This is a genomic window from Agromyces sp. NPDC057865 (genome assembly GCF_042796995.1).
Classification (GTDB): domain Bacteria; phylum Actinomycetota; class Actinomycetes; order Actinomycetales; family Microbacteriaceae; genus Agromyces.
Map to the genome: position 1 here is coordinate 335,690 of NZ_JBHVMJ010000002.1, position 24,341 is coordinate 360,030.

A 24,341-nucleotide genomic window follows, 5' to 3' on the forward strand; every position below is an offset into this window, starting at 1 on the left:
GGCCCCGACATCCCCCGAACCGGCCCCCTCGACCGACCAGCCGGGCACGGTGACCGACCGCGTCGGACGCCGTTGGCACAATGGAGGCATGGTCAAGCAGCAGCATCCGTGGTCCCGCTACGTCGCCCTCGGCGACTCCTTCACCGAGGGCATCGGCGACCCCGAGCCCACGGTGCCGGGCGGGAACCGCGGCTGGGCCGACCGCGTCGCCGAGGTGCTCTCGCAGGGCACCGAGGACTTCGCGTACGCGAACCTCGCCGTGCGGGGCAGGCTCATCCAGCAGATCGTCGACGAGCAGCTCGAGCCGGCGCTGGCGCTGCGGCCCGACCTCGTCACGATCTCCGCGGGCGGCAACGACGTCATCCGGCCCGGCACCGACCCCGACGAGATCGCGGCGCGGTTCGAGTACGCGATCGAGCGGCTCTCCCGCGACCACGCGACCATCGTGCTGTTCACCGGCGTCGACGTGGGCTTCTCCCCCGTCTTCCGCGGCATCCGCGGCAAGGTCGCGATCTACAACGAGAACCTGCGCTCGATCGCCGCGAAGCACGACTGCATCGTCGCCGACCAGTGGGCGCTCGCCGAGATCCAGGACCAGCGCATGTGGGCGCCCGACCGCCTCCACCTCAACTCACTCGGACACCACACGGTCGCGCGCATGGTGCTCGCGTCGCTCAACGTCGAGAACGACCTCGAGCCCATGAAGCCCGAGCCGCTGCCGCAGGGCACCTGGCGGCAGGCCCGCGTCGAAGACCTCGCGTGGGCACGCGAGTACCTCGTGCCGTGGGTGCTCCGCCGTGTGCGGCACCAGTCGTCGGGCGACCTCATCTCCGCCAAGCGGCCGGATGCCGGGCCGTACACCCTGCCCGACTGAGTCGCGTCAACCGGCCGTCGTCGGCCTCGCCGGCTCGAGCGCGCCCGGGTGCGTGAGCCGCCACCAGGCGCCGGGGTCGGTGATGGACGCGTCGAGCACGAGCGGCACCGTGATCTCCTGCGTGCCGGCGTGCACGACGGCCGTGCCCACCTCGTCGCCACGGCCGGCGAGCGTCACCGGGTCGGCGTGCACCTCCACGTCGACGGGCGTGTCGTTCCACACGATGACGGATGCCCCGCTCGTCGTGCGCGCGCGGGCGGTGTCGCCCCACGCGGTGTCGTAGGTCGCGAGGGCCTCGTTCGCCTCGAGCGGCGCCACCTCGTGGAAGCCGGGCGCGATGGAGTCGAGGAGCGCGGCGATCGCGTCGTTCAGCACGGCGTGCGTCTCGCCTCCGAGCAGCACGCCCACGACCGTGATGGAAGACGCGCCCACGGCGAAGTCCGCCGAGAACAGCAGGTTGGCCGCGTCATCCGTCGTGCCCGTCTTGATGCCGTCGACGCCGTGCGTGCCAAGCAGCTTGTTGCCGTTCTTCAGCGTGCCGAGCTCGGGGATGTCGACGGACTGCGTCGCGACGATCTCGGCGAGCACCGGGTCCTCGAGCGCGAGCTCGCCGAGCTGCACCAGGTCGGCCGCGGTGCTCACGTTGTCGAGCGACAGGCCGCTGGAGTCGGCGATGCGCGTGTTCGCGAGCCCGTGCGCGTCGAGCCAGGTGCCTGCCCGCTCGAGGAAGGCGTCGACCGAGCCGAACGCCCAGTTCGCGATCGAGATGGCGTAGTTGTTGCCCGACGGCAGCAGCATCGCCTCGAGGCTCTCGCGCAGGGTCAGCGTCGCGCCCGCCTGCACCGGCGCGACGGAGCCGTTCTGGGCGATCATGTCCCAGTAGATGTCGACGTCGGCGTCGGTGTAGGTGATCTCGGGGCCGCCCTCGCCGGCCGCGATCGGATGCTCCTCCAGCACGACGAGCGCCGTGATCACCTTCGTGATGCTCGCCGTCGCCATCGGCGCCTGCTCGTTGCCCGCCGCGAGCAGCCCGTCGTAGCCCACCGCCGCGACTGCGTACGTGCCGAACCCGGGCAGCACGAGCGCCTGCGGGGCGGCCGCGACCGGCTCGGGATCGGTGACCGCGGGCTGGGCCGCCGGGACGGGTGCCCCGAGCGCGCCGGCGGTGTACACCCCTCCGGTCGTGAGCAGCGCGACCACGAGCGCGAGCACGCCGAACACGACGATGCGACGCCGGCGGTAGACCGCGGCGCTCGGGCGACGCGCATCGACGTCGTTCAGGGCAGGGGAAGGCACGCAACGAGCTTAACCGTGGAGGCTGGTGATCCCCGGAATGGCGCGGGTGTCCCTCGGTCGGGGGCCGCCGTGCCACGCGCGGGAGGTCTAGCCTCGACGGCGTGATGCTGCTGGAGCGGGAGGCGCAGCTCGCGGCGCTGCGCGACTACGCCGACGAGTCGGCCGCCGGGCGCGGGCGCATGGTGCTCGTCTCCGGCGAGGCGGGCGTCGGCAAGTCGTCGCTCGTCGAGGCCTTCGAGGCCCGATCGGATGCCGCGCGCTGGGCGTGGGGCGCGTGCGACGGACTCTCGACCCCGCGTCCGCTCGGGCCGCTGCTCGACCTCGCGGGCGACCTCGACGACGACCTGGAGCGCCTCAGCCGCTCGGGAGCCCCCAGAGAGGTGCTCTTCGACGCCGTGCTCGAGCGCCTTCCCCGCCGCGGCACCGAGGATCCGCCGGTCGTGCTCGTCGTGGAGGACGTGCACTGGGCCGACGAGGCGACGCTCGACCTGCTCCGCTTCCTCGGGCGCCGGCTGCGCGACCGGCGGGCGATGGTCATCGCCACCTATCGCGACGACGCGCTCGCGCCCGACCACGAGCTGCGGTCCGCCATCGGCGAGCTCACGGCCCAGCGCAGCACCCGGCGGATCGGCCTGCTGCCGCTCTCGCTCCCCGGCCTCACCGCGCTCGCCGCGGGCACGGGCGTGGATCCCGACGCGCTCCTCGAGCTCACGGGCGGCAATCCGTACTTCGCCACCGAGGTGCTGCACACGCCCGCCGAGGTGCTCCAGCCGTCGGTCCGCGACGTGGTGCTCGCGCGCGCGGCCGCGCTCCACGAGCGGGCACGTGACGTCCTCGACACCGCGGCCCTGCTCGGCCGGCGGGTGAGCCCGACGCTCCTCGCCGAGGTCACGGCGGCCGGTCCCGCGGACATCGACGAGATGCTCGTCTGCGGGATCGTGCGCTCCGACGGCGAGTGGTTCGCGTTCCGGCACGAGCTCGCGCGCCTCGCCGTCGACGACGCGATCCCGCCGCACCGCCGCGTGGCCCTGCACCGGCGCATCCTCGACGTGCTGGTCGACGACGGCGTCACGGATGCCGCGCGCCTCGCGTTCCACGCCGACGGCGCCGGCGATGCCGAGGCGGCGCTCGGGTTCGCCGTGCGGGCGGCGCGCGAGGCCGCCGGGCTCGGCTCGCACCGCGAGGCGGTCGCCCAGTACGAACGTGCCGTCGCCCACGCCGACCGATCCTCGCGTCGCGAGCTGGCCGATCTCCTGCACGCGCTCGGCACCGAGGCGGCGCTCGTCGACCTCGGCGAGCGGGCGCTCGAGGCGATCTCCCAGGCCATCGAGCTCCGCCACGAGCTCGGCGACGTGCTCGGCGAGGGGGCGGCGCTCTCCGAGCTCGGCGGGATCCTCCAGCGGGTGGCTCGCGGCGACGAGGGCACCGCCGCGCTCGAACGCGCGGTCGCGCTGCTCGAGCCGCTCGGCGAGTCCGACGAGCTCGCGAGGGCGCTGTGCAACCTCGCAGGCAACCGCATGATGGACAACCTCGACGAGGACGCGGTCGCCCTCGCCGACCGCGCGATCGACCTCGCCGAGCGGCGCGACCTCCCCGACGTGCTGAGCGATGCGCTCAACAGCCGCGGATGCTCGGTGAACGCCCTCGGCCTGCCGGGCATCGCCGAGATCGAGCGCGCCGTGCGGGTGGCCCTCGACCACGGCCTCGGCCCGCAGGCCGGACGCGCGTTCTCCAACCTGCACGAGCTGCTCCTCGACGACCTCCGCTTCGACGACGCCGACCGGGTGTTCCTCGAGGGCAGCGAGTACTGCGACCGCCTCGACCTGGCGTTCTGGGGCTGGTGCCTCCGGCGAGAGCGCTGCGACGCCCTCGAGCTCACCGGGCGCTGGCCCGAGGCGTTCGAGCTCTGCGACGAGGTGCTGGGCTCGCAGCTGTCCGTGTGGAACCGCATCCAGGCGCTCGAGACGTGGGTCCTCCTGCGGGCCCGCCGCGGCGACGCGAACGTGTGGCCCGCGCTCGACGGCGTGCGCGACGACGTCCGGGGCATCGGCGAGCCGCAATATCTCGTGCCGAACGCCGTGGCGCGTGCGGAGGTGCACTGGCTCGACGGCGACGAGGCGAGCGCCCGCGCCGAGCTCGAGGCGGTGCTGCAGTACGAGCACCGGCTCTCGCCGGGCGACGCCGGCCCGCTCGCCGTGTGGGCGCGACGGCTCCTCGGCACCGAGCTCTCGCTGCTCGCTCCCCTGCGGCCGCCGTTCCGCGCCGAGGTCGACGGACGCCTCGACGAGGCGGTGGCCGCGTGGGACGCGCTCGGCTGCCCCTACGAGGCCGCGCTGGTGCTCGCGTGGTCCGACGACGAGGCCGACCTCCGCGACGCCGTCGCGCGCCTCGACCGGCTGGGCGCGGTCGCGGCGATCACCGCCGTCCGCCGGCGCATGCGGTCGCTCGGGATCCGGTCGATCCCGGTGGGCTCCCGCACGGCAACGCGGGCCAACGCCGCGGGACTCACCCGTCGCGAGCAGGAGGTCCTCGAGCTCCTCGCGGAGTCGCTGAGCAACGAGGAGATCGCCGACCGGCTCGTGCTGTCGGTGCGGACCGTCGAGCACCACGTCTCCTCGGTGCTCGCGAAGCTCGCGGTGGCCTCGCGGCAGGAAGCCGTCGAGGCCGCTCGCGCCACCGGGCTCGTCGAGAGCGCCTGACGCGGCGTCGTCGTCGAGCCCCGCGGCCGCCCAGCCCCGGTCATCGAGTAGCGAGCGCCGAAGGCGGACGCGTATCGAGATGCTCCCGTCCGACCTCGAGCATCGAACCTGGGTGGCCGAGCAGGAAAATCTGGGTAGCGGGCGCGGATCCCGCGATCGCGCGTCCGCGGTGGACTGGGTTCCGGCACCACGACCACCACTCGAAGGAGAACACGATGCCGCTCTACATGGATGTCCACGCCCTGTCCGAGTCCGTCGCGATGGACGACGTCGCCCAGGCGCACGCCGCCGACCTGCGCGCCCAGGCGCCCCACGACGTGCAGTTCCTCCGCTACTGGGTCGCCGAGTCGGAGGGGCGGATCTTCTGCCTCGTCGACGCACCCAGCGCGGAGGCGGTCAACGACGTGCACGAGCAGGCGCACGGGCTCGTCGCCGACGAGGTGTACTCGGTGAAGGAGGGCGTCTAGCCCCCACGGACTCGACCCGGGACCCCACACGGGGTCGGTGCGGCAGTGGCCGCACCGACCCCGTTCCGCGTCACGCGACGGCGAACGCCGGCACGACGACGGCTGCGGCGGTGACGCCTCAGTCGACCGCGAGCGCGTAGAGCACCACGGCCGCGGCCGCCGCGACGTTGAGCGAGTCGACGCCGTGCGCCATGGGGATCGTCACGACGCGGTCGGCCGCCTCGAGCGCACGAGCGCTCAGCCCGTCGCCCTCCGCGCCGAACACGAGCGCGAGCCGCTCGGGCGGATCCGCCGCGAGGTCGCGGAGGGACACGGCGTCGTCGGCCAGGGCGAGCGCGGCCGTCGAGAACCCGTGGGACTGCAGCATCCGTGCCGCCTCGGGCCACTCGGGCAGCCGGGTCCACGGCACCTGGAACACGGTGCCCATGCTCACGCGGACGCTGCGCCGGTAGAGGGGGTCGGCGCACCGGGGCGTGACGAGCACCGCGTCGGCGCCCAGCGCGGCGACCGAGCGGAAGATCGCGCCGACGTTCGTGTGGTCGACGATGTCCTCGAGCACGACCACCCGCCGCGCGCTCGCGAGCAGCTCGCCGGGCTCGGGCAGCCGCGGACGTTCGAACGCGGCGAGGGCGCCGCGGTGCACGCGGTACCCCGTGATCGCCTCGAGCTGCTCGGGCTCGGCCAGGTGCACGGGGATGTCGAACGGATCGAGCACCGCCTCGAGCCCCGGCAGCCACTTCTCCTCCATGAGCACCGATCGCGGACGGTGCCCGGCGCCGATGGCGCGGCGGATGACCTTCGCGGACTCGGCGATGTAGAGGCCGTTGGCGGGCTCGTGGGCGCTGCGCAGCGCCACGTCGGTCAGCCCGGCGTAGTCGGCGACGGCGTCGGATGCCGCGTCGCGGACGCGTTCGATGTGCATGGTCCTCCTCCCCTCCAGCCTGCCAGCGCCGGAAACAATCCCGAAAACCGACGCGTCTAGAATCGGACCACCGTCGAAGGGAGACACGGTGGCGCCTGGCCTCGAAGCCCCGATGCTGACCGACGAGCTGCTCGATGCGGCCGTCGGCCTGATGCGCGGCGCGCGGGTCGCGGTGCTCACGGGTGCGGGCGTGTCCACAGACTCCGGCATCCCCGACTACCGCGGCGAGGGCGCCCCTGTTCGCACGCCCATGACGTTCCAGGCGTTCCTGTCCTCCGAGGCCGCACGCAAGCGCTACTGGGCGGGCAGCCACCTCGGCTGGCGCAACTTCGGCGCCGCCCAGCCCAACGTCGGCCACGTCGCGCTGGCCGACCTCGAGGCCGGTGGCGTCGTGCCTGGCATCGTGACGCAGAACGTCGACGGCCTGCACCGCCGCGCCGGCAGCCGACACGTCGTCGAGCTGCACGGCGGCATGGACCGCGTGCTCTGCCTCACGTGCGGGCAGCACTACGCCCGCCAGGCCATCGCCGACCGGCTCGCCGAGCTGAACCCGGCGATCGACCTCGACGTCGCGATCCGCATAGCGCCCGACGGCGACGTGGAGGTCGACGACGTCGACGCGATGGTCATCCCGGCGTGCACGGTCTGCGGCGGCATCCTGAAACCCGACGTCGTGTTCTTCGGCGAGTTCGTGCCGGCCGACACCTACCAGGCGGCCGCATCGCTCGTGCAGGCGGCCGACACGCTGCTCGTGGCCGGGTCGTCGCTCGTCGTGAACTCGGGCGTCCGGCTCCTCGAGCTCGCCCGCCGCCGCCGGATGCCGATCATCGTCGTGAACCGCGGCATCACGAAGGGCGACAGCCGCGCCGCCGTGAAGATCGACGCCGGCACGAGCGAGACCCTCGTCGCGATGGCCGAGGCACTGCTCGGCTGACGGCGACGCCCACCGCGCCCGCGACGAGTGCCGCCGCAGCACGGTCGGACCGCGCCCGCCGATCTGCCAGAGTGGTCCGATGACCGATGCCACCGCCCTGCCGGCGACGCCCGTGCTCATCGCCCTCGTCCGCCACGGCGAGACGGAGTGGAACCGCGCGGGGCGCATCCAGGGCCGCACCGACATCCCGTTGAACGAGGCCGGCCGAGCGCAGGGCATCGCGACCGCCGAGCGACTCGCGACGGAGCGATGGGACGCGGTGTACTCGAGCGGGTTGTCCCGCGCGTCGGAGACCGCCGAGCTCATCGCCGAGCGGCTCGGGCTGCCGCGCCCCGATATCGTGGACGCGCTCGCCGAGCGCAGCTACGGGGTGCTCGAGGGCCTCGACCACCACGGTCGAGCAGCCGTCGAGGCGCAGGCGGCGACGATCGACGGCCTCGAGACCCGCTCGGCCGTCGTCGCGCGGGCCTCGGCGGCGCTCGTGGACATCGCCGCGGCGCACCCCGGCGGCGCGGTCGTGGTCGTGACCCACGGCGGCGTCATCCACTCCCTCATCCAGCACCTGAGCGACTGGCGCCTGCCCGGAGCGGGCTACCTCATCGGGAACGGGTCGGTGCACCTCGTGACCGTCACCGACGGTCGGCTCGAGCTCGTGGCACCCGAGACGCTCACGGGCACGGACGGCTGATCCGCCGGCGCGCGGCAGCGCCCCGGCGAGAACACCGCGTCAGCGACGACGCCCGGCGCGACGACGCCGCGTGCCCGGCGCCACCGTGCGGCGCATGAGCTCGAGCAGCTGCTCGGCCGACTTCGCCCAGGTGAAGCGGGCGGCGACGTCGACGGATGCCGCGGAGCGCCGCTCCCACTCCCCCGGCCGTTCGAGCGACCACAGCGCGGCGACGAGCGCCTCGGGGTTCTCGGAGTCGAAGTAGAGGGCGGCGTCGCCGCCGATCTCCCGGAAGATCGGGATGTCGCTCACGACGACGGGAGTGCCCAGTCGCATCGCCTCGACGAGCGGGATGCCGAAGCCCTCGGCGCGGGACGCGTGCACGAGCGCTGTCGCACCCGACAGCAGCTCCGCGTACTCGGCATCCGTGACGCCGTCGTGGAAGACGAGGCGGGCCTGCGGCGCGAGCCGGGTGAGTCGCTCGCGCTCGCCGCGGCCGATGCGGCTCGCGAGGTGCAGCTCGTGGTCGGGCAGCGCCGCGACCGCGCGCACGAGCGTGTCGACGTTCTTGTACGGCATGTAGGAGCCCATGTACACGAGCCGGTGACCCTCGGGACGGACGCGCGGCAGCGCGGGCGTTCCGAGGTCGTCGGCGGCGTTGGACACCACCGTGACGGGCCGGTCGGTGAGGTGGTGCTCCCGGATGAGGCCGGCGGTGGTCTGCGACACGGTGACGACCGCGTCGCCCCGGTTCAGCAGCATCCGCTGGGGCCACCAGGCCAGGTGGTACAGCCGCCACAGGATGCGCACGAACCACGGGAGGTCGCGCGGCGGCGTGCGGTTCTCGTAGTAGATGAGGTCGTGCAGCGTCAGCAGCAGCTTGTAGTCGCGGCCCCAGGAGCCCATGGTCTGCATCGGAGTGAAGACGATGTCGGGCCGCAGCTGCTTGACCTGCTGCGCCACGAACGGCTCGCGCGGGCTCGTGGGCGAGCTCACGAGCTGCCACGGCAGCGCCGGCAGCATTTCGAGTTGGCGGTGGTCGCTGACGAGCATGGTGAGCGGATGCCGCTTCGCGAGCTCCGTGACGATGCCCGCCGTGAAGCGGCTGATGCCGTCGTGGTGCCCGATGCGCACGTACCGGCAGTCGACGACGATCCTCACGCGTGCGCTCCCGAGCGGAGGAACCGCAGGATGCGCGCCGCGGCGTCGCCGGGCGTCTCGTAGTGGATGAGGTGCCCGACCTCGGGGATCACCTCGAGCGTCGCGTCGGGGAACAGGCTCACGAGTCGGTGCTGCTCCTCCAGCGGCGTGACGTCGTCGCGCTCTGCGGCGACGAGCAGGGTCGGCACGTCGATGTCGTGCGCGTACTCGCTCACGTCGTGGCTGACCGACGCGCGGAACGCCTCGAGCACGGCGTCGCGGTCGCCGAACGCCGAGAAGTAGCGGTCGTGCTGGTCGTGGATCCAGCGGCGGAGCGACTTGGACCGCGTCTTGGCCATGGTCACGCTCATGACGCGCACGATCGCGCCGTTGCGCAGCAGCGCGAAGCCCGCCTTCTCGGGCAGCGCGGCCGCGGCGCGGTAGTAGCCCACGGCGAGCCGCGTCATGACCCCGCGCGGGCCCTCGAGCGCGGGCGCGCCGATCGGGTTGACGAGCACGAGCCGCTCGGGCCGCAGCCCCCGGGCGACCGCGGCGGACGAGACGATCGACCCGAACGAGTGGCCGAGCAGCGCGTAGGGACCCGTGATGCCGACGGCGTCGATGAACGCCGCGAGCCAGTCGGCGTAGGCGTCGATGTCGTGCGGGCGGTCGGCGAAGGTCGCGGACGCGCCGAACCCCGGCAGGTCGGGCGAGATGAAACGGAACCCCGGCAGCTGCGCGACCACGGGCTCGAGGCCGTGGTGGTCGCCGCGGAAGCCGTGCACGAGCACGAGCACCGGGGCATCCGCCGGGCCGTACTCCCACCACGCGGTCTCGGTGCCGTCGACGTCGACGCGGTGCTCGCTGACGGGGATGCGAGCGAGCTGCTCGTCGTACGGGGAGGCGATCATCCCGCACATTCTACGGCGCGGGGGCTGGGCGAACGCCCGGCCTCCACAGCGCTCGCGACACACGCGGCGCGCTCCCCCGGGTCCGTGGGTGGGCGCCCATAGCCTTCCACCATGGATGCCTCGAGCAGCGCCCGCTGGGCCGACACCCTCGCCGTCTTCGACCTCGAGACCACGGGCATCGACGTCGACACGTGCCGCATCGTGTCGGCCCACGTGGGCGTCATCGGGTCCGACGGCGGGGTGCTCGAGCAGGAGGAATGGCTCGTCGATCCCGGGGTCGAGATCCCCACCGCCGCGTCGCTCATCCACGGCATCACGACCGAGCGCGCCCGCCTCGAAGGCCAGTCGGCGGTCACGGCCGTCGCCGAGATCATCGCCGCGTTGACGGATGCCGCGAGCCGCGGCCTGCCGATCGTCGCCTACAACGCCGCCTACGACCTCACCGTGCTCGAGCGCGAGGCCGAGCGGTACGGGCACGCGCCGCTGCCCGGACCGGGTCCCGTCGTCGATCCTCTCGTGATCGACAAGGCCGTCGACCGCTATCGCCGCGGCAAGCGCACGCTCACGGCCGCCGCCGCGCACTACGGCGTGCCCCTCCTCGACGCGCACGACGCGGGCGCCGACGCGGTCGCCGCCGGCCGGGTGGCGCAGGCCATCGCGCGCACCTTCCCCGAGCTCGCGGCACTCGCCGTCGGCGACCTGCACGACCGGCAGGTCGACTGGTGCCGCGAGCAGGCCGAGAGCTACCAGGCCTATCGCCGGGCGAACGGCGAGCCGACGTTCACGACGTCGGGCTCGTGGCCCGTGCGTCGCGCGGCCACCGTGCTCCTCGTCGCGCCGGTCGCGACCCTGACGCCCGATGCTCCGACCACCGTCGAGGCACCGCTGCCGCCCGGTTCCGACGACATGCTCTTCTGACGCGTGTTCTCGATTGTTCTCGATTCTCGGAACACTCATCTCGGGACGAATGCAGGAAGAACCAGTCGGGGCGCGGCGTGTTCCCGACGCGGTCGCGGCGTGTCGGCCCATTCTTCCTGCGTTCGCTGCACCACACCGCGTGGTGCGTCCGCAAGGCGGTTGCCGCCGCGCCCTGAGGTCGTAGGCTCCGGGCATGACCGATTCCGAGCCGATCCTGCGGCACGTCTGGCTCCTCGACGGGCGCTCGCTGTGCGATCTGAGCAGTCGCCCCGCGGAGCTCCGTCCGCCGACGCCCGAGGAGTTCGACGCCGAGAGCGCCACGACCGAGGCCGCTCCGGCGTGCACCGCGTGCCTGCTCCTCGCAGCGAACGTGCGTCGGGATGCCGCGGCGATCCTGCGCGACGCCCGCGGAGTCTGGCCACAGACGGCGGCGGCCACGTGGGGGTCGCTCACCGCGACGCGCTGGACGCAGCGCCTCGACGTCGAGGCGATCGCGCGATCGGAGCCGGCGGACGCGCTCGCCGACTTCGACACCCTGGTGCTCGCCCTCGATCCGGCCGAGCTCGATCGGATCCGTGCCGAATGGGCCGCCGACCGCCAGCGTCGGCGCGACGCGCTGATCGCCTACTGGGTGCCGTCGCAGGACTCCGAGGACGGGACCTGATCCCGTCGGCCCTCCGCACGTGATCTGCGCCGGGCATGCGGAAGTGCGGGCGACCTGAGTCGCCCGCCCTTCCGGTCGGCAGGACTACTTGCCGAAGTTCTTGAAGCGCTGGTTGAACTTCTCGACGCGGCCGGCCGAGTCCATGATGCGCTGCTTGCCCGTGTAGAACGGGTGCGACTCCGACGAGATCTCGACGTCGATGACCGGGTAGGTGACACCGTCGAGCTCGATGGTCTTGTCGCTCGTCGCGGTCGAGCGGGTGAGGAACGTGGCGCCCGAAGCGAGGTCGCGGAAGACGATCGCGTTGTACTCGGGGTGGATGTCGGTCTTCATGGAGACTTCCTTGTTGATCGGATCTGACGGGGAATCCCGCGCACTGGGCGCAGGGAAAGCTTCGTGGCCCTCGGGCCAGCTATCGAGTCTAGCAGAATCGACGCGGTCGCACGTCAGGCCGCACGTGCGGCGAACCGCCCCTCGGCCTCGGAGAGGTCGATCGAGATCCCGAACGTCTCGCTCAGGCTGTCGGACGTGAGCGCCTCGGCGAGCGGACCGGCCGTGACCACCTTCCCGTCCGAGAGCAGCAGCGCGTGCGTGAAGCCCTGCGGGATCTCCTCGACGTGGTGGGTGACCATCACGATCGCGGGCGACGACGGCGACGAGGCGTAGCCGCCGAGCAGGCCGACGAGCTCCTCGCGGGCACCGAGGTCGAGGCTCGCGGCGGGCTCGTCGAGGAGCAGCAGCTCGGGGTCGGTCATCACCGAGCGGGCGATCTGCACGCGCTTCTGCTCCCCGTCGGAGAGGCTGCCGAAGCGGCGCTCCGCGAAGCCCTCGAGGCCCCACTCGGCGAGCACCCGCTGGGCGCGGCGGAGGTCGATCTCCTCGTACTCCTCGTTCCAGCGCCCGGTGACCGAGTAGGCGGCCGTGAGCACCACGTCGAGCACGGTCTCGTTCTTGGGGATCTTGCGGGCCATCGCGGTCGACGCGAAGCCGATCATCGGGCGCAGTTCGAAGACGTCGACCTTGCCGAGCGACTCCTGGAGCACGTCGGCCGTGCCCTTGGTCGGGTGCATCGCCGCGGCCGCGATCTGCAGCAGCGTGGTCTTGCCGGCCCCGTTCGGACCGAGGATGACCCAGCGCTGGTCGGAGTCGACGCTCCACGTCACGGAGTCGAGGATCGGATTCCCGTCTCGGATCACCGACACGTCGTGGAACTGCAGCACCGTACTCGCCATGCCCACCATGCTATCGGGACCGGAAGGGCCCTCCGGTCCGCGCACGATCGTCAGCGACGCCGCTGCTCGGCGGCTCACCGCCCGAGGACCCGGGCGTAGAGCTCGCGCGTGCGCGCCGCGATCGCGTCCCACGCGAAGTGCTCCTCGGCGCGTCGGCGACCGGCCTCCCCCATCGCCTTCGCCGTGGCCGGATCGCTCACCACGCGCGTCAGCGCCGCGGCGAGATCGGCGACGAACGCGTCGGGGTCGAGCGGGGTCCCGGTGCCGTCGTCGACCTGCTCGATGGGCACGAGCACGCCCGTGACGCCGTCCTCGACGACCTCGGGGATGCCGCCCGTGGCGGTGCCCACGACGGGTGCGCCGCAGGCCATCGCCTCGAGGTTGACGATGCCGAGCGGCTCGTACACCGAGGGGCACACGAAGGTGGTCGCCGCGGTGAGGAGCGCGGTGAGCTCGGGCCGCGGGAGGTGCCGGTCGATCCACACGACACCGCCGCGCTCGGCGCTGAGCTCCTCGACGAGGCCCGTGACCTCGGCCATGATCTCCTCGGTGTCGGGCGCGCCCGCGCACAGCACGAGCTGCACGTCGGCGGGCAGCATCCGCGCCGCGCGCAGCAGGTACGGGAGGCCCTTCTGCCGGGTGATGCGGCCGACGAAGATGACCGACGGCCGGTCGGGGTCGAGCCCCAGCGATCGCGCGAGATCGGCGTCGTGGTTCGGCTTCCAGTCGGTGAGGTCGATGCCGTTGTAGACGACCTCGACGCGCTGGGGGTCGATGGCGGGGTACGCGCGCAGGATGTCGCGGCGCATGCCGTCGCTCACCGCGATCACCGCGTCGGCGTCCTCGAATGCGGTGCGCTCCACCCACGACGAGAGGCGGTAGCCGCCGCCGAGCTGCTCGGCCTTCCACGGACGCAGCGGCTCGAGGCTGTGCGCGGTGACGACGTGCGGGACGTCGTGCAGGCGCTTGGCGGTGAAGCCGGCGAAGTTGGCGTACCAGGTGTGCGAGTGCACGAGGTCGGCGCCCGCGGCATCCCCGGCCATCAGCAGGTCGACGCCCATGGTGCCGAGCGCGGCGTTGCGGCCGTCGAACTCGGCGGGGGTCGCGTAGCCGATCGTGCCGGGCTCGTCGCGTGGTGCGCCGAAGCAGCGGACGATCACGTCGAGGTCGCGGCGCAGCGCCCTGACGAGCTCGGCGACATGCACCCCCGCTCCTCCGTAGACCTCGGGCGGATACTCGCGGGTGAGCAGGTCGACACGCATGCTGCCACGGTAGCGCAGCACGTGCCGCATGCGACATGGGCAGACATCGACCCCCGAAATCGCACGGCCTCTGACTACGCTGGGGTCCATGGCCACGCGCAAGGTATTCGGCATCGTGCTCGCCGGCGGCGAGGGCAAGCGGCTCATGCCCCTCACGGAGGACCGGGCCAAGCCCGCAGTTCCGTTCGGGGGACAGTACCGGCTCATCGACTTCGCCCTGTCGAACCTGCTGAACTCGGGCCTCAGGCAGATCGTGGTGCTCACCCAGTACAAGTCGCACAGCCTCGACCGCCACATCTCGCAGACCTGGCGCATGAACGGCCTGCTGAACTCCTACGTGGCCTCCGTGCCGGCGCAGCAGCGCCTCGGCAAGCGCTGGTTCTCGGGGTCGGCCGACGCGATCCTGCAGAGCCTCAACCTCATCTACGACGAGCAACCCGACATCATCGTCGTCGTCGGCGCCGATCACGTGTACCGCATGGACTTCAGCCAGATGATCGACGCGCACATCCAGTCGGGCCAGGCGGCGACGGTCGCCGCGATCCGTCAGCCCATCTCGCTCGCCGACCAGTTCGGCGTCATCGAGGTCGACAAGGAGCAGCCCGACCGCATCCACCGCTTCCTCGAGAAGCCGAAGGAGCCGGTCGGCCTGCCCGACTCCCCCAACGAGGTGCTCGCCTCGATGGGCAACTACGTCTTCGACGCCGACGCGCTCATCGACGCCGTGCTCCGCGACGGAGAGCGCACCGACTCGAGCCACGACATGGGCGGCGACATCATCCCCGCCTTCGTCGCCCAGGGCGCCGCGGGCGTCTACGACCTCAAGCGCAACGACGTCCCCGGATCCACCGACCGCGACCGCTACTACTGGCGCGACGTGGGGACGATCGACTCGTTCTTCGAGGCGCACCAGGACCTCATCTCGGTGCTGCCGGTGTTCAACCTCTACAACCGCGAGTGGCCGATCTTCAGCCAGCAGCTCAACTCGCCGCCCGCGAAGTTCACGCGCGATGCCCGCGGCTCGCTCGGCACGGTCATCGACTCGATCGTGTCGCTCGGGTCCGTGATCTCGGGCGCGCACGTCGAGCGCAGCGTGCTCGGCCCGTGGGCGATCGTGGGCTCGGGGGCGCACGTCGCCGACTCGATTCTGTTCGACCGCGCGCGCATCGAGGCGGGCGCGACCGTGCAGCGGGCGATCCTCGACAAGGAGGTCGTCGTCGAGGCCGGTGCGCACATCGGCGTGGACCGCGCAGAAGACCTCGCGCGCGGCTTCATCGTGACCGACAGCGGCATCACCGTCGTCGGCAAGGGCTCCCGGGTCCGGGTCTCCGCGTGACGGGCGGCACGGCCGGCCGCGCGAGCGGCCCCCTCGTCGTGCTCGACGCCGACTCCACGCTCATCCGCGAAGAGGCGATCGAACTGCTGGCGGATGCCGCGGGCAGCCTCGAGCTCGTCGCCGAGGTCACCGAGCGCGCGATGCGCGGCGAGCTCGACTTCGCGGCGAGCCTGCGCGAGCGCGTCGCGACGCTCGCCGGACTCGAGGTGGCCGAGTTCGAGCGCGCCCGCGCCCGGATGACGCCCACGCCGGGCGTCGAGGAGCTCATCGAGCGGGTGCACGCGATCGACGGCCGGGTCGGCGTGGTCTCCGGCGGTTTCCACGAGCTGCTCGATCCGCTCGCCGAGCGGCTGGGCCTCGACTTCTGCCGCGCGAACCGGCTGGAGGTGGTCGACGGCCGCCTCTCGGGTCGGGTCGACGGCGCCATCGTCGACGCGGGCGGCAAGGCCGCGGCGCTCGAGGAGTGGGCGGCGGCGAGCGGCATCCCGTTGGAGCGCACGGTCGCCGTCGGCGACGGCGCCAACGACCTGCAGATGCTCGGCCGCGCGCGCCTGGGAGTCGCGTTCTGCGCCAAGCCGGTCGTGCGGCGACAGGCGGATGTCGCGATCGACGTGCCCGACCTCAGCACCGTGCTCCCCCTGCTCGGCCTCCGCGGCTGACACCTCGCGCGAGACCGCTCCGAAGGGGGCTGGGAGCTTGCTCCGAACCCGCACCGCCATGGCGGATCGGTCGTAGCCTGACCCCATGTCCGGTCGCATCGTCGCACGTACGTTCGCCGCCGCCGCGCTGACCGGGCTCATGGCCGTCGGCGCGGTCGGCACCGCACAGGCAGCAGGCAGTCCGCCGGGAGGCGGCGCCGTCGAGGACGTCATCTCCCTGCCCGACGGGTTCCAGCCCGAGGGGATCGCGATCGGCAACGGACCGACGGCGTACGTCGGCTCGCTCGCCGACGGCGACGTCTACGTCTTCGACCTGCGCACGGGCGCAGAGGTCACGACCCTCCAGGGCCCGGGCACGCCGTCGGTGGGCTTGAAGGTCGACCAGCGGGGACGGCTCTTCATCGCCGGCGGGCCGGCGGGCGATGCGCGCGTCGTCGACGCGTCGACCGGAGCGCTGCTGAAGGACTACCAGCTGACCACCGGACCCGCGTTCATCAACGACGTGGTGCTGACCCGCGACGGCGCGTGGTTCACGAACAGCTCGGCCGCCGAGCTGTACTTCCTGCCTATCGGCCCGGCCGGAGCGCTGCCCGCCAAGGCCGAGAAGGTGCCGCTCTCGGGCGACTGGACGCAGGTCCCCAACGCATTCAATGCGAACGGCATCGCCGAGACACCGGACCACACGGCGCTGCTCGTCATCCAGTCGGCGACCGCGACGCTGTTCCGGGTCGATCCCGCCACCGGTGACGCCACCGCCGTCGATCTCGGCGGCGCGACCCTGGACAACGGCGACGGTCTGCTCGTGGTCGGCCGCACGCTCTACGTCGTGCAGAACTTCAGCAATGCGGTCGCCGTCGTCGAACTGGCCCCCGACGGCTCGAGCGGCACCGTCGTCGACACGATCACGGACTCCGACTTCCGGGTGCCCACGACCGTCGCGAAGTTCGGCAAGAGCCTCTTCCTCCCGAACGCGCGCTTCGACACGCCGCCGACGCCGACCACGGAGTACTCGGTGGTGCGCATCGATCGCTGAGCGGTCGCGTCGCAGCGAGCGGTGGGGCCTAGTGCCCCATCCCGAGGCCGCCGTCGACGGGGATCACGGCGCCCGAGATGTAGCCGGCGTCGTCGCCGGCGAGCCAGGTGACGACCTTCGCGACCTCGACGGGCGTCGCGAAGCGACCCATGGGGATCGTCTTCTGGTAGTCGGCCTGCTGCGACTCGGACAGCTCGTCGGTCATGTCGGTCTGGATGAAGCCGGGCGCCACCACGTTCGTGGTGATGTTGCGTGCGCCGAGCTCGCGCGTGAGCGAACGGGCCATGCCCACGAGGGCGGCCTTCGACGCCGCGTAGTTGACCTGCCCGGGCGAGCCGTAGAGGCCCACGACGCTCGAGATGAGCACGATGCGTCCGAAGCGCGCCTTGAGCATGCCCTTCGACGCGCGCTTGATCACGCGGAACGCTCCCGTGAGGTTCGTGTCGATGACGCTCGTGAACTCGTCCTCGGTCATCCGGAGCAGGAGCGTGTCGCGCGTGATGCCGGCGTTCGCGACGATCACCTCGACGGGACCGAGGGCCGCCTCGACCTCGGTGAACGCCTGGTCGACCGACGCGGCATCCGTGACGTCGGCCCGAACCGTGAGCGCACCCTCCGGGCCCTCGCCCGAGCGCGCGGTGACCGCGACCCGGTGGCCCTCGGCGAGGAACTCCTGGGCGATCGCATAGCCGATCCCCCGGTTGCCACCGGTCACGAGGACGGTGCGGCTCGTCGTCATGCTGGACTCCGTTCTGTGCGATCGGGCGATGCCCTGCTGCGAAGGGGCGACGCCCCGGCCGATCGGCCCGTCCCAGCATAGAGGCTCGCCGATCGGGGCATCCGTCCGGCCCGGACGGACGTAGGCTTGAGGAATGAGGAGGGCGCCGCGAGACCCACGGCGACCAGCATGAAGCAGCAGTCGATCACCACGCTGCCGCCCTCGCCCGAAGCGGAGCGGCGTTCGCGCATGATCAAGTACACGGTCGCGATGTCCATCCGCGTCGCGTGCATCTTCTGCATGCTGTTCGCGAAGGGCTGGTGGCTCGCCGTGTTCGCCGCCGGTGCGGTGTTCCTCCCCTACGTCGCGGTCGTGCTCGCCAACGTGAGCGGTCCGACGCGCAACGACGAGGTCCTGCGGCCCGGAAGCATCGTCCCGGTCGGGACGCCGCCCGACGGCGACGCCCGATCCGATGACGACGCAGCCGGCGCCGACGGGCCCGACGACGCGTCGCCCGGAGCCGGCGAGCCGACGGACGAGCAGACCTCGGCCGAGGACCCGGGCCCCGCAGCATCCGATCGCGACGGCGACGAGCGCGGTGCCGCGTGATCGGCGGGATCGGGGCGGAACCCGCCCAGGACGTCTGCTCGCGCGCCGCGTGCCGTGAGCCCGCGACCTGGCGCATCGACTGGCAGAACCCGCGCATCCACACCGGCGACCGGTGGAAGACCTGGCTCGCGTGCGACGAGCACGTGGAGTACCTCCGCGGATTCCTCGAGGCCAGGTCCTTCCCGGTGCGCGTCGCGGCCTTCGACCCGGTGACGGATGCCGCGGCGGGGGCCGAGCCGTGAGCGAGTGGTCCTTCCTCAGGTCGCCGCGCTGGGCGGGCTACCTGGCGCTCGTGATCGTGTTCGCGATCGCCTGCTGCGCGCTCGGCACGTGGCAGCTCAACCGCCGTGCCGAGGCGCTCGCCGAGGTCGCCCGGATCGACGCCAACTACGACGCCGAGGCGATCCCGGTGGCCGAGGCCCTGCCCGATCCCGACGGGTTCGACGCCGACCAGCGCTGGCAGGTCGTCGCCCTCGCGGGCGAGTACCTGGCCGACGAGGAGGTCGTCGTGCGCAACCGGCCGTTACAGGGCAGTTCGGGCTTCGAGGTGATCACGCCGTTCCGGCTCGACGACGGCACCGTGTTCATGGTGAACCGCGGCTGGATCGCGCAGGACTCCGATGGTCGGCCGAGCGAGTACGCGGCGCCGCCGGCCGGACGCGTCGCCGTCGAGGCGCGGCTGAAGGCGGGTGAAGGCCGGATCGCCGGACGCACGTCCACCGGGAACGAGCTCGCCACGATCGACCTCGACGAGCTCTCCGACCGCGTCGGCGGACCAACCTACTCGGGTGCGTACGGCCTGCTCGTGGTGCGCGGCGACGACGCCGACGAGCCGCCCCTGGCGGCCATGCGCCCGGCGCGCGACGAGGGTCCGCACCTCTCCTACGCGCTGCAGTGGTTCGTGTTCGCCCTCCTCGGGTTCGTCGGGCTCGCCTGGGCCGCGAACCAGGAGCGCAAGGGCCTCGCCGAGGCATCCGCCGGCTCGCATGCGACGACGGATGCCGCGACCGCACCGGGCGCGCCGGTCTCGGGCACGCCCGCGCGGGCGCCGAGGCGACCGAAGCGCGAGCGGAAGGACGCGGACGCCGACCTCGAGGACGAGGTGCTCGACCGGCGGTAGGGGCGGTAGGTCCTGTCCCGATGCACGCGGTCGCTCTCGCGACCCGCTGCCGTCACGCCAGCTCGATGAGCTCCTGGTACTCCTTCGACCAGTGGTCCTCGGTGCCGTCGGGCATGATGAGGACGCGCTCGGGGTTGAGCGCCTCGACCGCGCCCGGGTCGTGGCTGACGAGCACGACCGAGCCCTCGTAGTGCGCGAGCGCGTCGAGGATCTCCTCGCGGCTCGCGGGGTCGAGGTTGTTCGTCGGCTCGTCGAGCAGGAGCACGTTCGCCCCCGACACGACGATCATCGCGAGCGCGAGACGCGTCTTCTCGCCGCCTGAGAGCACCCCGGCGGGCTTGTGCACGTCGTCACCCGTGAAGAGGAACGAGCCGAGCACCTTGCGCGCCTCGGTCTCGGTGAGGTTCGGCGATGCGCTCACCATGTTCTGCAGCACGCTGCGCTTCACGTCGAGCGTCTCGTGCTCCTGGGCGTAGTAGCCGACGCGCAGTCCGTGGCCGGGCTCGATGACGCCCGTGTCGGGTGCGTCGACGCCCGCGAGGATGCGGAGCAGGGTGGTCTTGCCCGCGCCGTTGAGCCCGATGATGACGACCTTCGAGCCGCGGTCGATCGCGAGGTCGACCGCCGTGAAGATCTCGAGCGAGCCGTAGCTCTTCGAGAGGTCGCTCGCGGTGAGCGGCGTGCGACCGCAGGGCGCGGGCGTGGGGAAGCGGAGCTTGGCCACCCGGTCGACCGAGCGCACCTCCTCGAGCCCGGCGAGGAGCTTCTCGGCGCGCGCGACCATCTGGTGCGCCGCGGCCGCCTTCGACGCCTTCGCCCCGAACCTCGCGGCCTGCAGCTGCAGCACGCCGGCCTTCTTCTCGGCGTTGGCGCGCTCCTTCTTGCGGCGCTCCTCGTCGGCGGCCCGCTGACGGAGGTAGTGCTTCCAGCCCATATTGTAGATGTCGATGACCGAGCGGTTCGCATCGAGGTAGAACACGCGGTTCACGACCTCGCCGACGAGCTCCACGTCGTGGCTGATCACGATCACGCCGCCCTTGTAGCCCTTCAGGAACTCGCGGAGCCAGACGACGGAGTCGGCGTCGAGGTGGTTGGTGGGCTCGTCGAGGATCATCGTCTCGGCGTCCGAGAAGAGGATGCGGGCCAGCTCGATGCGGCGGCGCTGTCCGCCCGACAGGGTCTTCAACGGCTGGTCGAGGATTCGGTCGGGCAGGTTGAGGTTCGACGCGATCGACGCGGCCTCGGCCTCGGCGGCGTACCCGCCGAGCGCCGTGAAGCGGTCGGTGAGGTTGCCGTACTTCTTCATCGCGCGCTCGGCGACGGCGGGGTCGTCGCTGCCCATCTGCACGGATGCCTCGTGCATGCCGAGCACGAGCGAGCCCAGGCCGCGCGCGTCGAGGATGCGCGTGCGCGCGAGCATGTCAGGATCGCCGGAGCGCGGGTCCTGCGGCAAGTAGCCGATCTCGCCCGAACGGTCGATGCGCCCGCCGGTCGGCAGCGTCTCGCCTGCGAGCGTCTTCGTGAGGGTCGTCTTGCCGGCGCCGTTGCGGCCGACGAGTCCCACCTTGTCGCCCGAGGAGACGCGGAAGTCCACGTGCTCCATGAGCACGCGCGCGCCGATGCGGATCTCGAGATCATGGACGGCGAGCACGGGGATCCTCCGGGCGGAACGGGTGGTGGGCGACGTGCCGAACGGCACAGCCGCCCAGTCTATCGTCCGCAGCATGGGTGAGCGCCGCGTGCCCCTCGGGAACCGCCGTGCGCCGATCGTCCCGCGGCCCGACGCCGAGCGGATGTCGCCGGACGGATGTCCCCGGCATCCGCCAGACTCGAGGCATGCCGAAGCCCGCCAGCACGGCCCGCCTGCGCTCCGCCCGCCTCGCCGCGCACGGACTCCGCGACGGCCTGCCCACGATCGCCGACGCCGTGCGCCGCCTCGGGGCCGTGCAGGCGCAGGACTTCGTCGCATCGAAGTGGGTGCTCGGCGCGCGGGTCCTGGGGTCCGTCAGCGCCGACGTCGACGCGGCGCTCGAGTCGCGCGAGGTGGTGCGCTCCTGGCCGATGCGGGGCACGCTGCACATCCTCCCCACCGAGCAGCTCCGGCCGATCCTCTCGATCACCGGGGCTCGCGAGCTCCGACGGGCGACGCTCACCCACCGCACGCTCGAGCTCGACGACGCCGTCTACCGGCGTGCTCGCGCGGTGGCCGAGCGGGAGCTCGCCGGCGCAGCGATGTCGCGCGAGGAGTTGACCGGCGCGTGGGAGGACGCCGGCATCTCGACGGCGGGACAGCGCGGGTACCACCTGATCTGGTGGCTCGCGCTCGAGGCCGTCGTCTGCTGCGGGCCGGTCGAGGGCCGCACCCAGCGCTTCGTCCTGCTCGACGAGTGGGCGCCACAGCGCGGCGGGCTCCCCGATCGCGACGAGGTCCTCGCGGGCCTGTTCACCGCGTACCTCGCGGGGCACGGCCCGGCCACCGTGCAGGACTTCGCCTGGTGGGCCGGGCTCACGCTCGGCGACGCGCGCACGGCGCTCGCGGCCGCGGGCGACGCAGTCACCGCGTTCGACGACGAGCGATTCGTGGCCGCCGACGCCGGCTGGGCGGCCGGTCCCGAGGCCGCGGCGCCGCGCGCGACCGGGCGCCACGCGCTCGCCGCCTTCGACGAGTACTTCCTCGGCTACCGCGACCGCGCTCCGGTCTGCGAGCCGCTCCACGCCGGCCGCGTGGTGCCGGGCGGCAACGGCGTGTTCCAGCCGATCCTCGTGGCCGGCGGCGTGGTGGAGGGTTTGTGGAAGGTCGCGCGGGCGCGAGGCGGGGCATCCGTCGCCCTGCACGGCTTCGACGGCGACCTCGAGCCCTCGCGCTATCGCTCGGCGCTCGCGAGGTGGGCCCGCTTCACGGGCCAACGGCTCGACGGGGTCACGACGGCCTGAGCGGGTCGGCGTCGACGCGGCAGCCGCCGGGACGACGAACGGGCGGCGCCGAGAGCCGGCACCGCCCGTTCGCACGCGTCGGACTACTGCGCGAGGGCAGCCTGGAGCTCGAGCGTGATGGTGACCTGGTCGCCGAGGAGCACACCGCCGGTCTCGAGCGCGGCGTTGTAGCTGAGGCCGAAGTCCTCGCGGTTCACGACGGCCTTCGCGGTGGCGCCGCCCTTGTAGTTGCCGTAGGGGTCGCCGCCGAAGCCGCCGAAGTCGAAGTCGAACGTCACGGGCTTGGTGATGCCGCGCATGGTGAGGTCGCCGTCCACCTTGAAGTCGCCGCCCTCGACGCGCACGCCCGTCGAGACGAAGTCGATCGTCGGGTGGGTCTCCGCCTCGAAGAAGTCGCCGGTGCGCAGGTGGGCGTCGCGGTTCGGCTCGTTCGTGGTGATCGAGGCGACCTCGGCGGACGCGGTGACCTGCGAGTCGAGGGGGTTCTCGGCCGTGACGAAGGTGGCGTCGAAGCGCTCGAACTTGCCCTTCACCTTGCTGATCATGAGGTGGCGGATGCTGAAGCCGACCTCGCTGTGCGCGGTGTCGACCTTCCAGGTGCCCACTCGGTAGCCGGGGATCTCGATCGTGGCGGTGCTCGTCATAGTGCGTTGTTCTCCGTGTTCGGTATCGTGCGGCCGGATCGGCCACACTCGATACGAACGCATGGAACCGTCGCGTCTATTCCCCGGATCCCCAATCCGTTTCCTCGACCGCGATCGAGCGGCGGAGGGTGAGCACCCGCTCGACCGCGTCGTCGAGGCGCTCCTCGCTCAGGCGGCCGGAGTCCACCGCGCCGCTGATGGCCCCGACGAGGCCGTCGACGGAGATGCCGACCTCCGCCGGATCGGCGGGCAGCACGTAGAGCAGCAGGTCGCAGCCCGCCGCGACCGCGCGCACGGCGTTCTCGCCGGGATCGGCGTACTCGGGCAGGTCGTTCCGCTGCAGCATGAGCATGTCGTCGCTCACGACGACGCCGTCGAAGCCGAGCTCGTCGCGGAGGATCCGGTGCCACTCCGGCGAGAGCGACGCCGGGGCCGGGTCGATCGCGGGGTAGGCGAGGTGACCGGTCATCACGAGCTCGGCACCGGCATCGATGCCGGCTTCGAACGGCACGGCCGGCCCGGTGCGCCACTCGTCCATCGTCAGCGGCGCGGTCGGGATGCTCGTGTGGGAGTCCCCTGGGGCGGCGCCGTGGCCCGGGAAATGCTTGAGCGTGCTCTCCACGACGTGGCGCTCCCCCGACACGGCGGCTGCGACGCGATCCGCCGCTCCGATCGGGTCCGTGCCCAGGATGCGGCCCGCGATGAACGACTCGGGGTCGGGCGTGACGTCGGCCACGATTCCGAAGTTCACCGAGACGCCCGCGTCGGCGAGGGCGGCGGCACGGGCCGCGAACGCGTCCTCGGATGCCGCGGGCGGCTCGTTCCGCAGCTGGTCGGCGCCGGGCTGGTCGTCCCACGGCAGGCGCTGCACCTCGCCGCCCTCCTCGTCGATCCCGATCAGCGCGGGCGCCTCGGGGTCGTCCTGGACGGCGGCCGTCAGCTCGGCGAGCTCGGGCGGGGTCTCGGGCATGTTGTCGCCCATGAGGATGAGGCCGGAGACCCCCTGATCGACGTATGCCCGCAGCGGCGCGGGGTCGATGCCCGGGGCGTGCAGCATCAGCAGCGCCGCCGCCTTCTGCTCGGTGGTGAGCTCCGACATCCGCTCGTCGACCCAGTCGCCGATCGACTGGACGGGCCGCTCGGAGGCCGACGCCGAGGTCTCGCCGGACGTGCGGTCACCGGACGCGGGGGCGGCGCACGCGGCACCGCCGACGAGGACGGCCACGGCCAGCAGCGGCAGGATCGTCGTTCTCGTCGTTCGCACCGGCCCGAGTGTACGCTGCGTGTCCGGACGTCCGCCGA

The 24,341-nt window shown here is 72.5% G+C and carries 25 protein-coding genes; 14 read left to right on the forward strand and 11 right to left on the reverse strand.

The window, feature by feature from the left end; all coding sequences use genetic code 11:
• Positions 1-88: 88 nt before the first annotated feature.
• Positions 89-874, forward strand: coding sequence for an SGNH/GDSL hydrolase family protein (locus tag ACFVN5_RS09205; protein ID WP_376954725.1), 786 nt, complete (start codon positions 89-91; stop codon positions 872-874).
• A gap of 6 nt (positions 875-880) precedes the next feature.
• Here the strand turns inward: ACFVN5_RS09205 and ACFVN5_RS09210 are convergent, their stop codons facing one another.
• On the reverse strand, positions 881-2,170 hold the full coding sequence (locus ACFVN5_RS09210) for a D-alanyl-D-alanine carboxypeptidase family protein (protein WP_376954726.1): 1,290 nt from the start codon (positions 2,168-2,170) through the stop codon (positions 881-883).
• Positions 2,171-2,274: 104 nt separating this feature from the next.
• Between ACFVN5_RS09210 and ACFVN5_RS09215 the strand changes: the two genes are divergently transcribed.
• Entirely contained in the window at positions 2,275-4,869 is a 2,595-nt protein-coding gene (locus ACFVN5_RS09215) for an ATP-binding protein (protein ID WP_376955633.1), read from the forward strand.
• A 215-nt stretch (positions 4,870-5,084) separates the two neighbouring features.
• Entirely contained in the window at positions 5,085-5,336 is a 252-nt protein-coding gene (locus ACFVN5_RS09220; RefSeq protein ID WP_376954727.1) for a DUF4242 domain-containing protein, read from the forward strand.
• Between the two features lie 118 nt (positions 5,337-5,454).
• Here the strand turns inward: ACFVN5_RS09220 and ACFVN5_RS09225 are convergent, their stop codons facing one another.
• Entirely contained in the window at positions 5,455-6,258 is an 804-nt protein-coding gene (locus ACFVN5_RS09225; protein ID WP_376954728.1) for a TrmH family RNA methyltransferase, read from the reverse strand.
• Positions 6,259-6,370: 112 nt separating this feature from the next.
• Here ACFVN5_RS09225 and ACFVN5_RS09230 point away from each other — a divergent pair, with 112 nt between their 5' ends.
• A complete protein-coding gene (locus ACFVN5_RS09230) occupies positions 6,371-7,192 on the forward strand; it encodes an NAD-dependent protein deacetylase (RefSeq protein ID WP_376955634.1) in 822 nt (273 codons plus the stop codon).
• A gap of 79 nt (positions 7,193-7,271) precedes the next feature.
• A complete protein-coding gene (locus tag ACFVN5_RS09235; RefSeq protein ID WP_376954729.1) occupies positions 7,272-7,880 on the forward strand; it encodes a histidine phosphatase family protein in 609 nt (202 codons plus the stop codon).
• A 39-nt stretch (positions 7,881-7,919) separates the two neighbouring features.
• On the opposite strand, the gene ACFVN5_RS09240 is transcribed toward ACFVN5_RS09235, so the two are convergent.
• Both ACFVN5_RS09240 and ACFVN5_RS09245 read right to left on the reverse strand, forming a co-directional pair.
• Positions 7,920-9,020 carry a glycosyltransferase family 4 protein gene (locus tag ACFVN5_RS09240; RefSeq protein WP_376954730.1) on the reverse strand — a complete coding sequence of 367 codons (1,101 nt, stop codon included), beginning with the start codon at positions 9,018-9,020 and terminating at the stop codon, positions 7,920-7,922.
• Positions 9,017-9,910 carry an alpha/beta fold hydrolase gene (locus tag ACFVN5_RS09245; RefSeq protein ID WP_376954731.1) on the reverse strand — a complete coding sequence of 298 codons (894 nt, stop codon included), beginning with the start codon at positions 9,908-9,910 and terminating at the stop codon, positions 9,017-9,019. Before ACFVN5_RS09245 ends, ACFVN5_RS09240 begins: the two co-directional genes overlap by 4 nt.
• Before the next feature lie 111 nt (positions 9,911-10,021).
• Here ACFVN5_RS09245 and ACFVN5_RS09250 point away from each other — a divergent pair, with 111 nt between their 5' ends.
• Both ACFVN5_RS09250 and ACFVN5_RS09255 read left to right on the forward strand, forming a co-directional pair.
• Entirely contained in the window at positions 10,022-10,828 is an 807-nt protein-coding gene (locus ACFVN5_RS09250) for an exonuclease domain-containing protein (protein WP_376954733.1), read from the forward strand.
• A gap of 193 nt (positions 10,829-11,021) precedes the next feature.
• Positions 11,022-11,492, forward strand: a complete 471-nt coding sequence (locus tag ACFVN5_RS09255) for a hypothetical protein (protein WP_376954734.1) — start codon at positions 11,022-11,024, stop codon at positions 11,490-11,492.
• An 84-nt stretch (positions 11,493-11,576) separates the two neighbouring features.
• On the opposite strand, the gene ACFVN5_RS09260 is transcribed toward ACFVN5_RS09255, so the two are convergent.
• The 3 genes from ACFVN5_RS09260 to glgA all read right to left on the reverse strand — a co-directional run bounded on the left by ACFVN5_RS09260 (position 11,577) and on the right by glgA (position 13,986).
• Positions 11,577-11,825 (reverse strand): type B 50S ribosomal protein L31, encoded by a 249-nt coding sequence (locus tag ACFVN5_RS09260; protein ID WP_376954735.1) that lies wholly within the window; start codon positions 11,823-11,825, stop codon positions 11,577-11,579.
• 113 nt (positions 11,826-11,938) lie between these two features.
• Positions 11,939-12,724, reverse strand: a complete 786-nt coding sequence (locus ACFVN5_RS09265; protein ID WP_376954736.1) for an ABC transporter ATP-binding protein — start codon at positions 12,722-12,724, stop codon at positions 11,939-11,941.
• A 74-nt stretch (positions 12,725-12,798) separates the two neighbouring features.
• The gene (glgA, locus tag ACFVN5_RS09270; protein WP_376954738.1) at positions 12,799-13,986 is read right to left on the reverse strand and encodes a glycogen synthase; all 1,188 of its coding nucleotides are present in this window, start codon (positions 13,984-13,986) and stop codon (positions 12,799-12,801) included.
• An 88-nt stretch (positions 13,987-14,074) separates the two neighbouring features.
• On the opposite strand from glgA, the gene glgC reads away from it, so the two are divergent.
• The 3 genes from glgC to ACFVN5_RS09285 all read left to right on the forward strand — a co-directional run bounded on the left by glgC (position 14,075) and on the right by ACFVN5_RS09285 (position 17,014).
• Positions 14,075-15,322: a glucose-1-phosphate adenylyltransferase gene (gene glgC, locus ACFVN5_RS09275; protein ID WP_376954739.1), complete on the forward strand. Its 1,248-nt coding sequence runs from the start codon at positions 14,075-14,077 to the stop codon at positions 15,320-15,322.
• The gene (serB, locus tag ACFVN5_RS09280) at positions 15,319-15,981 is read left to right on the forward strand and encodes a phosphoserine phosphatase SerB (protein ID WP_376954741.1); all 663 of its coding nucleotides are present in this window, start codon (positions 15,319-15,321) and stop codon (positions 15,979-15,981) included. The genes glgC and serB overlap by 4 nt, the downstream gene beginning before the upstream one ends.
• Before the next feature lie 85 nt (positions 15,982-16,066).
• Positions 16,067-17,014: an SMP-30/gluconolactonase/LRE family protein gene (locus tag ACFVN5_RS09285; RefSeq protein ID WP_376954743.1), complete on the forward strand. Its 948-nt coding sequence runs from the start codon at positions 16,067-16,069 to the stop codon at positions 17,012-17,014.
• Positions 17,015-17,042: 28 nt separating this feature from the next.
• On the opposite strand, the gene fabG is transcribed toward ACFVN5_RS09285, so the two are convergent.
• Positions 17,043-17,753 carry a 3-oxoacyl-ACP reductase FabG gene (fabG, locus tag ACFVN5_RS09290; protein WP_376954745.1) on the reverse strand — a complete coding sequence of 237 codons (711 nt, stop codon included), beginning with the start codon at positions 17,751-17,753 and terminating at the stop codon, positions 17,043-17,045.
• A gap of 168 nt (positions 17,754-17,921) precedes the next feature.
• On the opposite strand from fabG, the gene ACFVN5_RS09295 reads away from it, so the two are divergent.
• Genes ACFVN5_RS09295 through ACFVN5_RS09305 form a run of 3 tightly spaced genes read left to right on the forward strand, consistent with a single transcriptional unit; the run spans position 17,922 to position 19,461 of the window.
• Positions 17,922-18,341, forward strand: coding sequence for a DUF3099 domain-containing protein (locus ACFVN5_RS09295; protein ID WP_376954746.1), 420 nt, complete (start codon positions 17,922-17,924; stop codon positions 18,339-18,341).
• On the forward strand, positions 18,338-18,583 hold the full coding sequence (locus ACFVN5_RS09300; protein WP_376954747.1) for a hypothetical protein: 246 nt from the start codon (positions 18,338-18,340) through the stop codon (positions 18,581-18,583). The genes ACFVN5_RS09295 and ACFVN5_RS09300 overlap by 4 nt, the downstream gene beginning before the upstream one ends.
• Complete coding sequence (locus ACFVN5_RS09305) at positions 18,580-19,461, forward strand: SURF1 family protein (protein WP_376954749.1); 882 nt, start codon at positions 18,580-18,582, stop codon at positions 19,459-19,461. The genes ACFVN5_RS09300 and ACFVN5_RS09305 overlap by 4 nt, the downstream gene beginning before the upstream one ends.
• Positions 19,462-19,513: 52 nt before the next feature.
• Here ACFVN5_RS09305 and ACFVN5_RS09310 read toward each other — a convergent pair whose 3' ends face one another.
• On the reverse strand, positions 19,514-21,112 hold the full coding sequence (locus ACFVN5_RS09310; RefSeq protein WP_376954750.1) for an ABC-F family ATP-binding cassette domain-containing protein: 1,599 nt from the start codon (positions 21,110-21,112) through the stop codon (positions 19,514-19,516).
• Between the two features lie 185 nt (positions 21,113-21,297).
• On the opposite strand from ACFVN5_RS09310, the gene ACFVN5_RS09315 reads away from it, so the two are divergent.
• Positions 21,298-22,395, forward strand: coding sequence for a winged helix DNA-binding domain-containing protein (locus tag ACFVN5_RS09315; RefSeq protein WP_376954751.1), 1,098 nt, complete (start codon positions 21,298-21,300; stop codon positions 22,393-22,395).
• An 83-nt stretch (positions 22,396-22,478) separates the two neighbouring features.
• Here ACFVN5_RS09315 and ACFVN5_RS09320 read toward each other — a convergent pair whose 3' ends face one another.
• Together ACFVN5_RS09320 and ACFVN5_RS09325 are read right to left on the reverse strand one after the other, a co-directional pair.
• Positions 22,479-23,039: a YceI family protein gene (locus tag ACFVN5_RS09320; protein WP_376954753.1), complete on the reverse strand. Its 561-nt coding sequence runs from the start codon at positions 23,037-23,039 to the stop codon at positions 22,479-22,481.
• Positions 23,040-23,115: 76 nt separating this feature from the next.
• Complete coding sequence (locus ACFVN5_RS09325) at positions 23,116-24,303, reverse strand: glycoside hydrolase family 3 N-terminal domain-containing protein (protein ID WP_376954755.1); 1,188 nt, start codon at positions 24,301-24,303, stop codon at positions 23,116-23,118.
• Positions 24,304-24,341: the final 38 nt, after the last annotated feature.

Coding starts and splice junctions, on each gene's coding strand:
- ACFVN5_RS09205 (WP_376954725.1), top strand. CDS start 89: ATGGTCAAGCAGCAGCATCCGTGGTCCCGCTACGTCGCCCTCGGCGAC.
- ACFVN5_RS09215 (WP_376955633.1), top strand. CDS start 2,275: ATGCTGCTGGAGCGGGAGGCGCAGCTCGCGGCGCTGCGCGACTACGCC.
- ACFVN5_RS09220 (WP_376954727.1), top strand. CDS start 5,085: ATGCCGCTCTACATGGATGTCCACGCCCTGTCCGAGTCCGTCGCGATG.
- ACFVN5_RS09225 (WP_376954728.1), bottom strand. CDS start 6,258: ATGCACATCGAACGCGTCCGCGACGCGGCATCCGACGCCGTCGCCGAC.
- ACFVN5_RS09230 (WP_376955634.1), top strand. CDS start 6,371: ATGCTGACCGACGAGCTGCTCGATGCGGCCGTCGGCCTGATGCGCGGC.
- ACFVN5_RS09235 (WP_376954729.1), top strand. CDS start 7,272: ATGACCGATGCCACCGCCCTGCCGGCGACGCCCGTGCTCATCGCCCTC.
- ACFVN5_RS09245 (WP_376954731.1), bottom strand. CDS start 9,910: ATGATCGCCTCCCCGTACGACGAGCAGCTCGCTCGCATCCCCGTCAGC.
- ACFVN5_RS09250 (WP_376954733.1), top strand. CDS start 10,022: ATGGATGCCTCGAGCAGCGCCCGCTGGGCCGACACCCTCGCCGTCTTC.
- ACFVN5_RS09255 (WP_376954734.1), top strand. CDS start 11,022: ATGACCGATTCCGAGCCGATCCTGCGGCACGTCTGGCTCCTCGACGGG.
- ACFVN5_RS09260 (WP_376954735.1), bottom strand. CDS start 11,825: ATGAAGACCGACATCCACCCCGAGTACAACGCGATCGTCTTCCGCGAC.
- ACFVN5_RS09265 (WP_376954736.1), bottom strand. CDS start 12,724: ATGGCGAGTACGGTGCTGCAGTTCCACGACGTGTCGGTGATCCGAGAC.
- glgA (WP_376954738.1), bottom strand. CDS start 13,986: ATGCGTGTCGACCTGCTCACCCGCGAGTATCCGCCCGAGGTCTACGGA.
- glgC (WP_376954739.1), top strand. CDS start 14,075: ATGGCCACGCGCAAGGTATTCGGCATCGTGCTCGCCGGCGGCGAGGGC.
- ACFVN5_RS09285 (WP_376954743.1), top strand. CDS start 16,067: ATGTCCGGTCGCATCGTCGCACGTACGTTCGCCGCCGCCGCGCTGACC.
- fabG (WP_376954745.1), bottom strand. CDS start 17,753: ATGACGACGAGCCGCACCGTCCTCGTGACCGGTGGCAACCGGGGGATC.
- ACFVN5_RS09295 (WP_376954746.1), top strand. CDS start 17,922: ATGAAGCAGCAGTCGATCACCACGCTGCCGCCCTCGCCCGAAGCGGAG.
- ACFVN5_RS09315 (WP_376954751.1), top strand. CDS start 21,298: ATGCCGAAGCCCGCCAGCACGGCCCGCCTGCGCTCCGCCCGCCTCGCC.
- ACFVN5_RS09320 (WP_376954753.1), bottom strand. CDS start 23,039: ATGACGAGCACCGCCACGATCGAGATCCCCGGCTACCGAGTGGGCACC.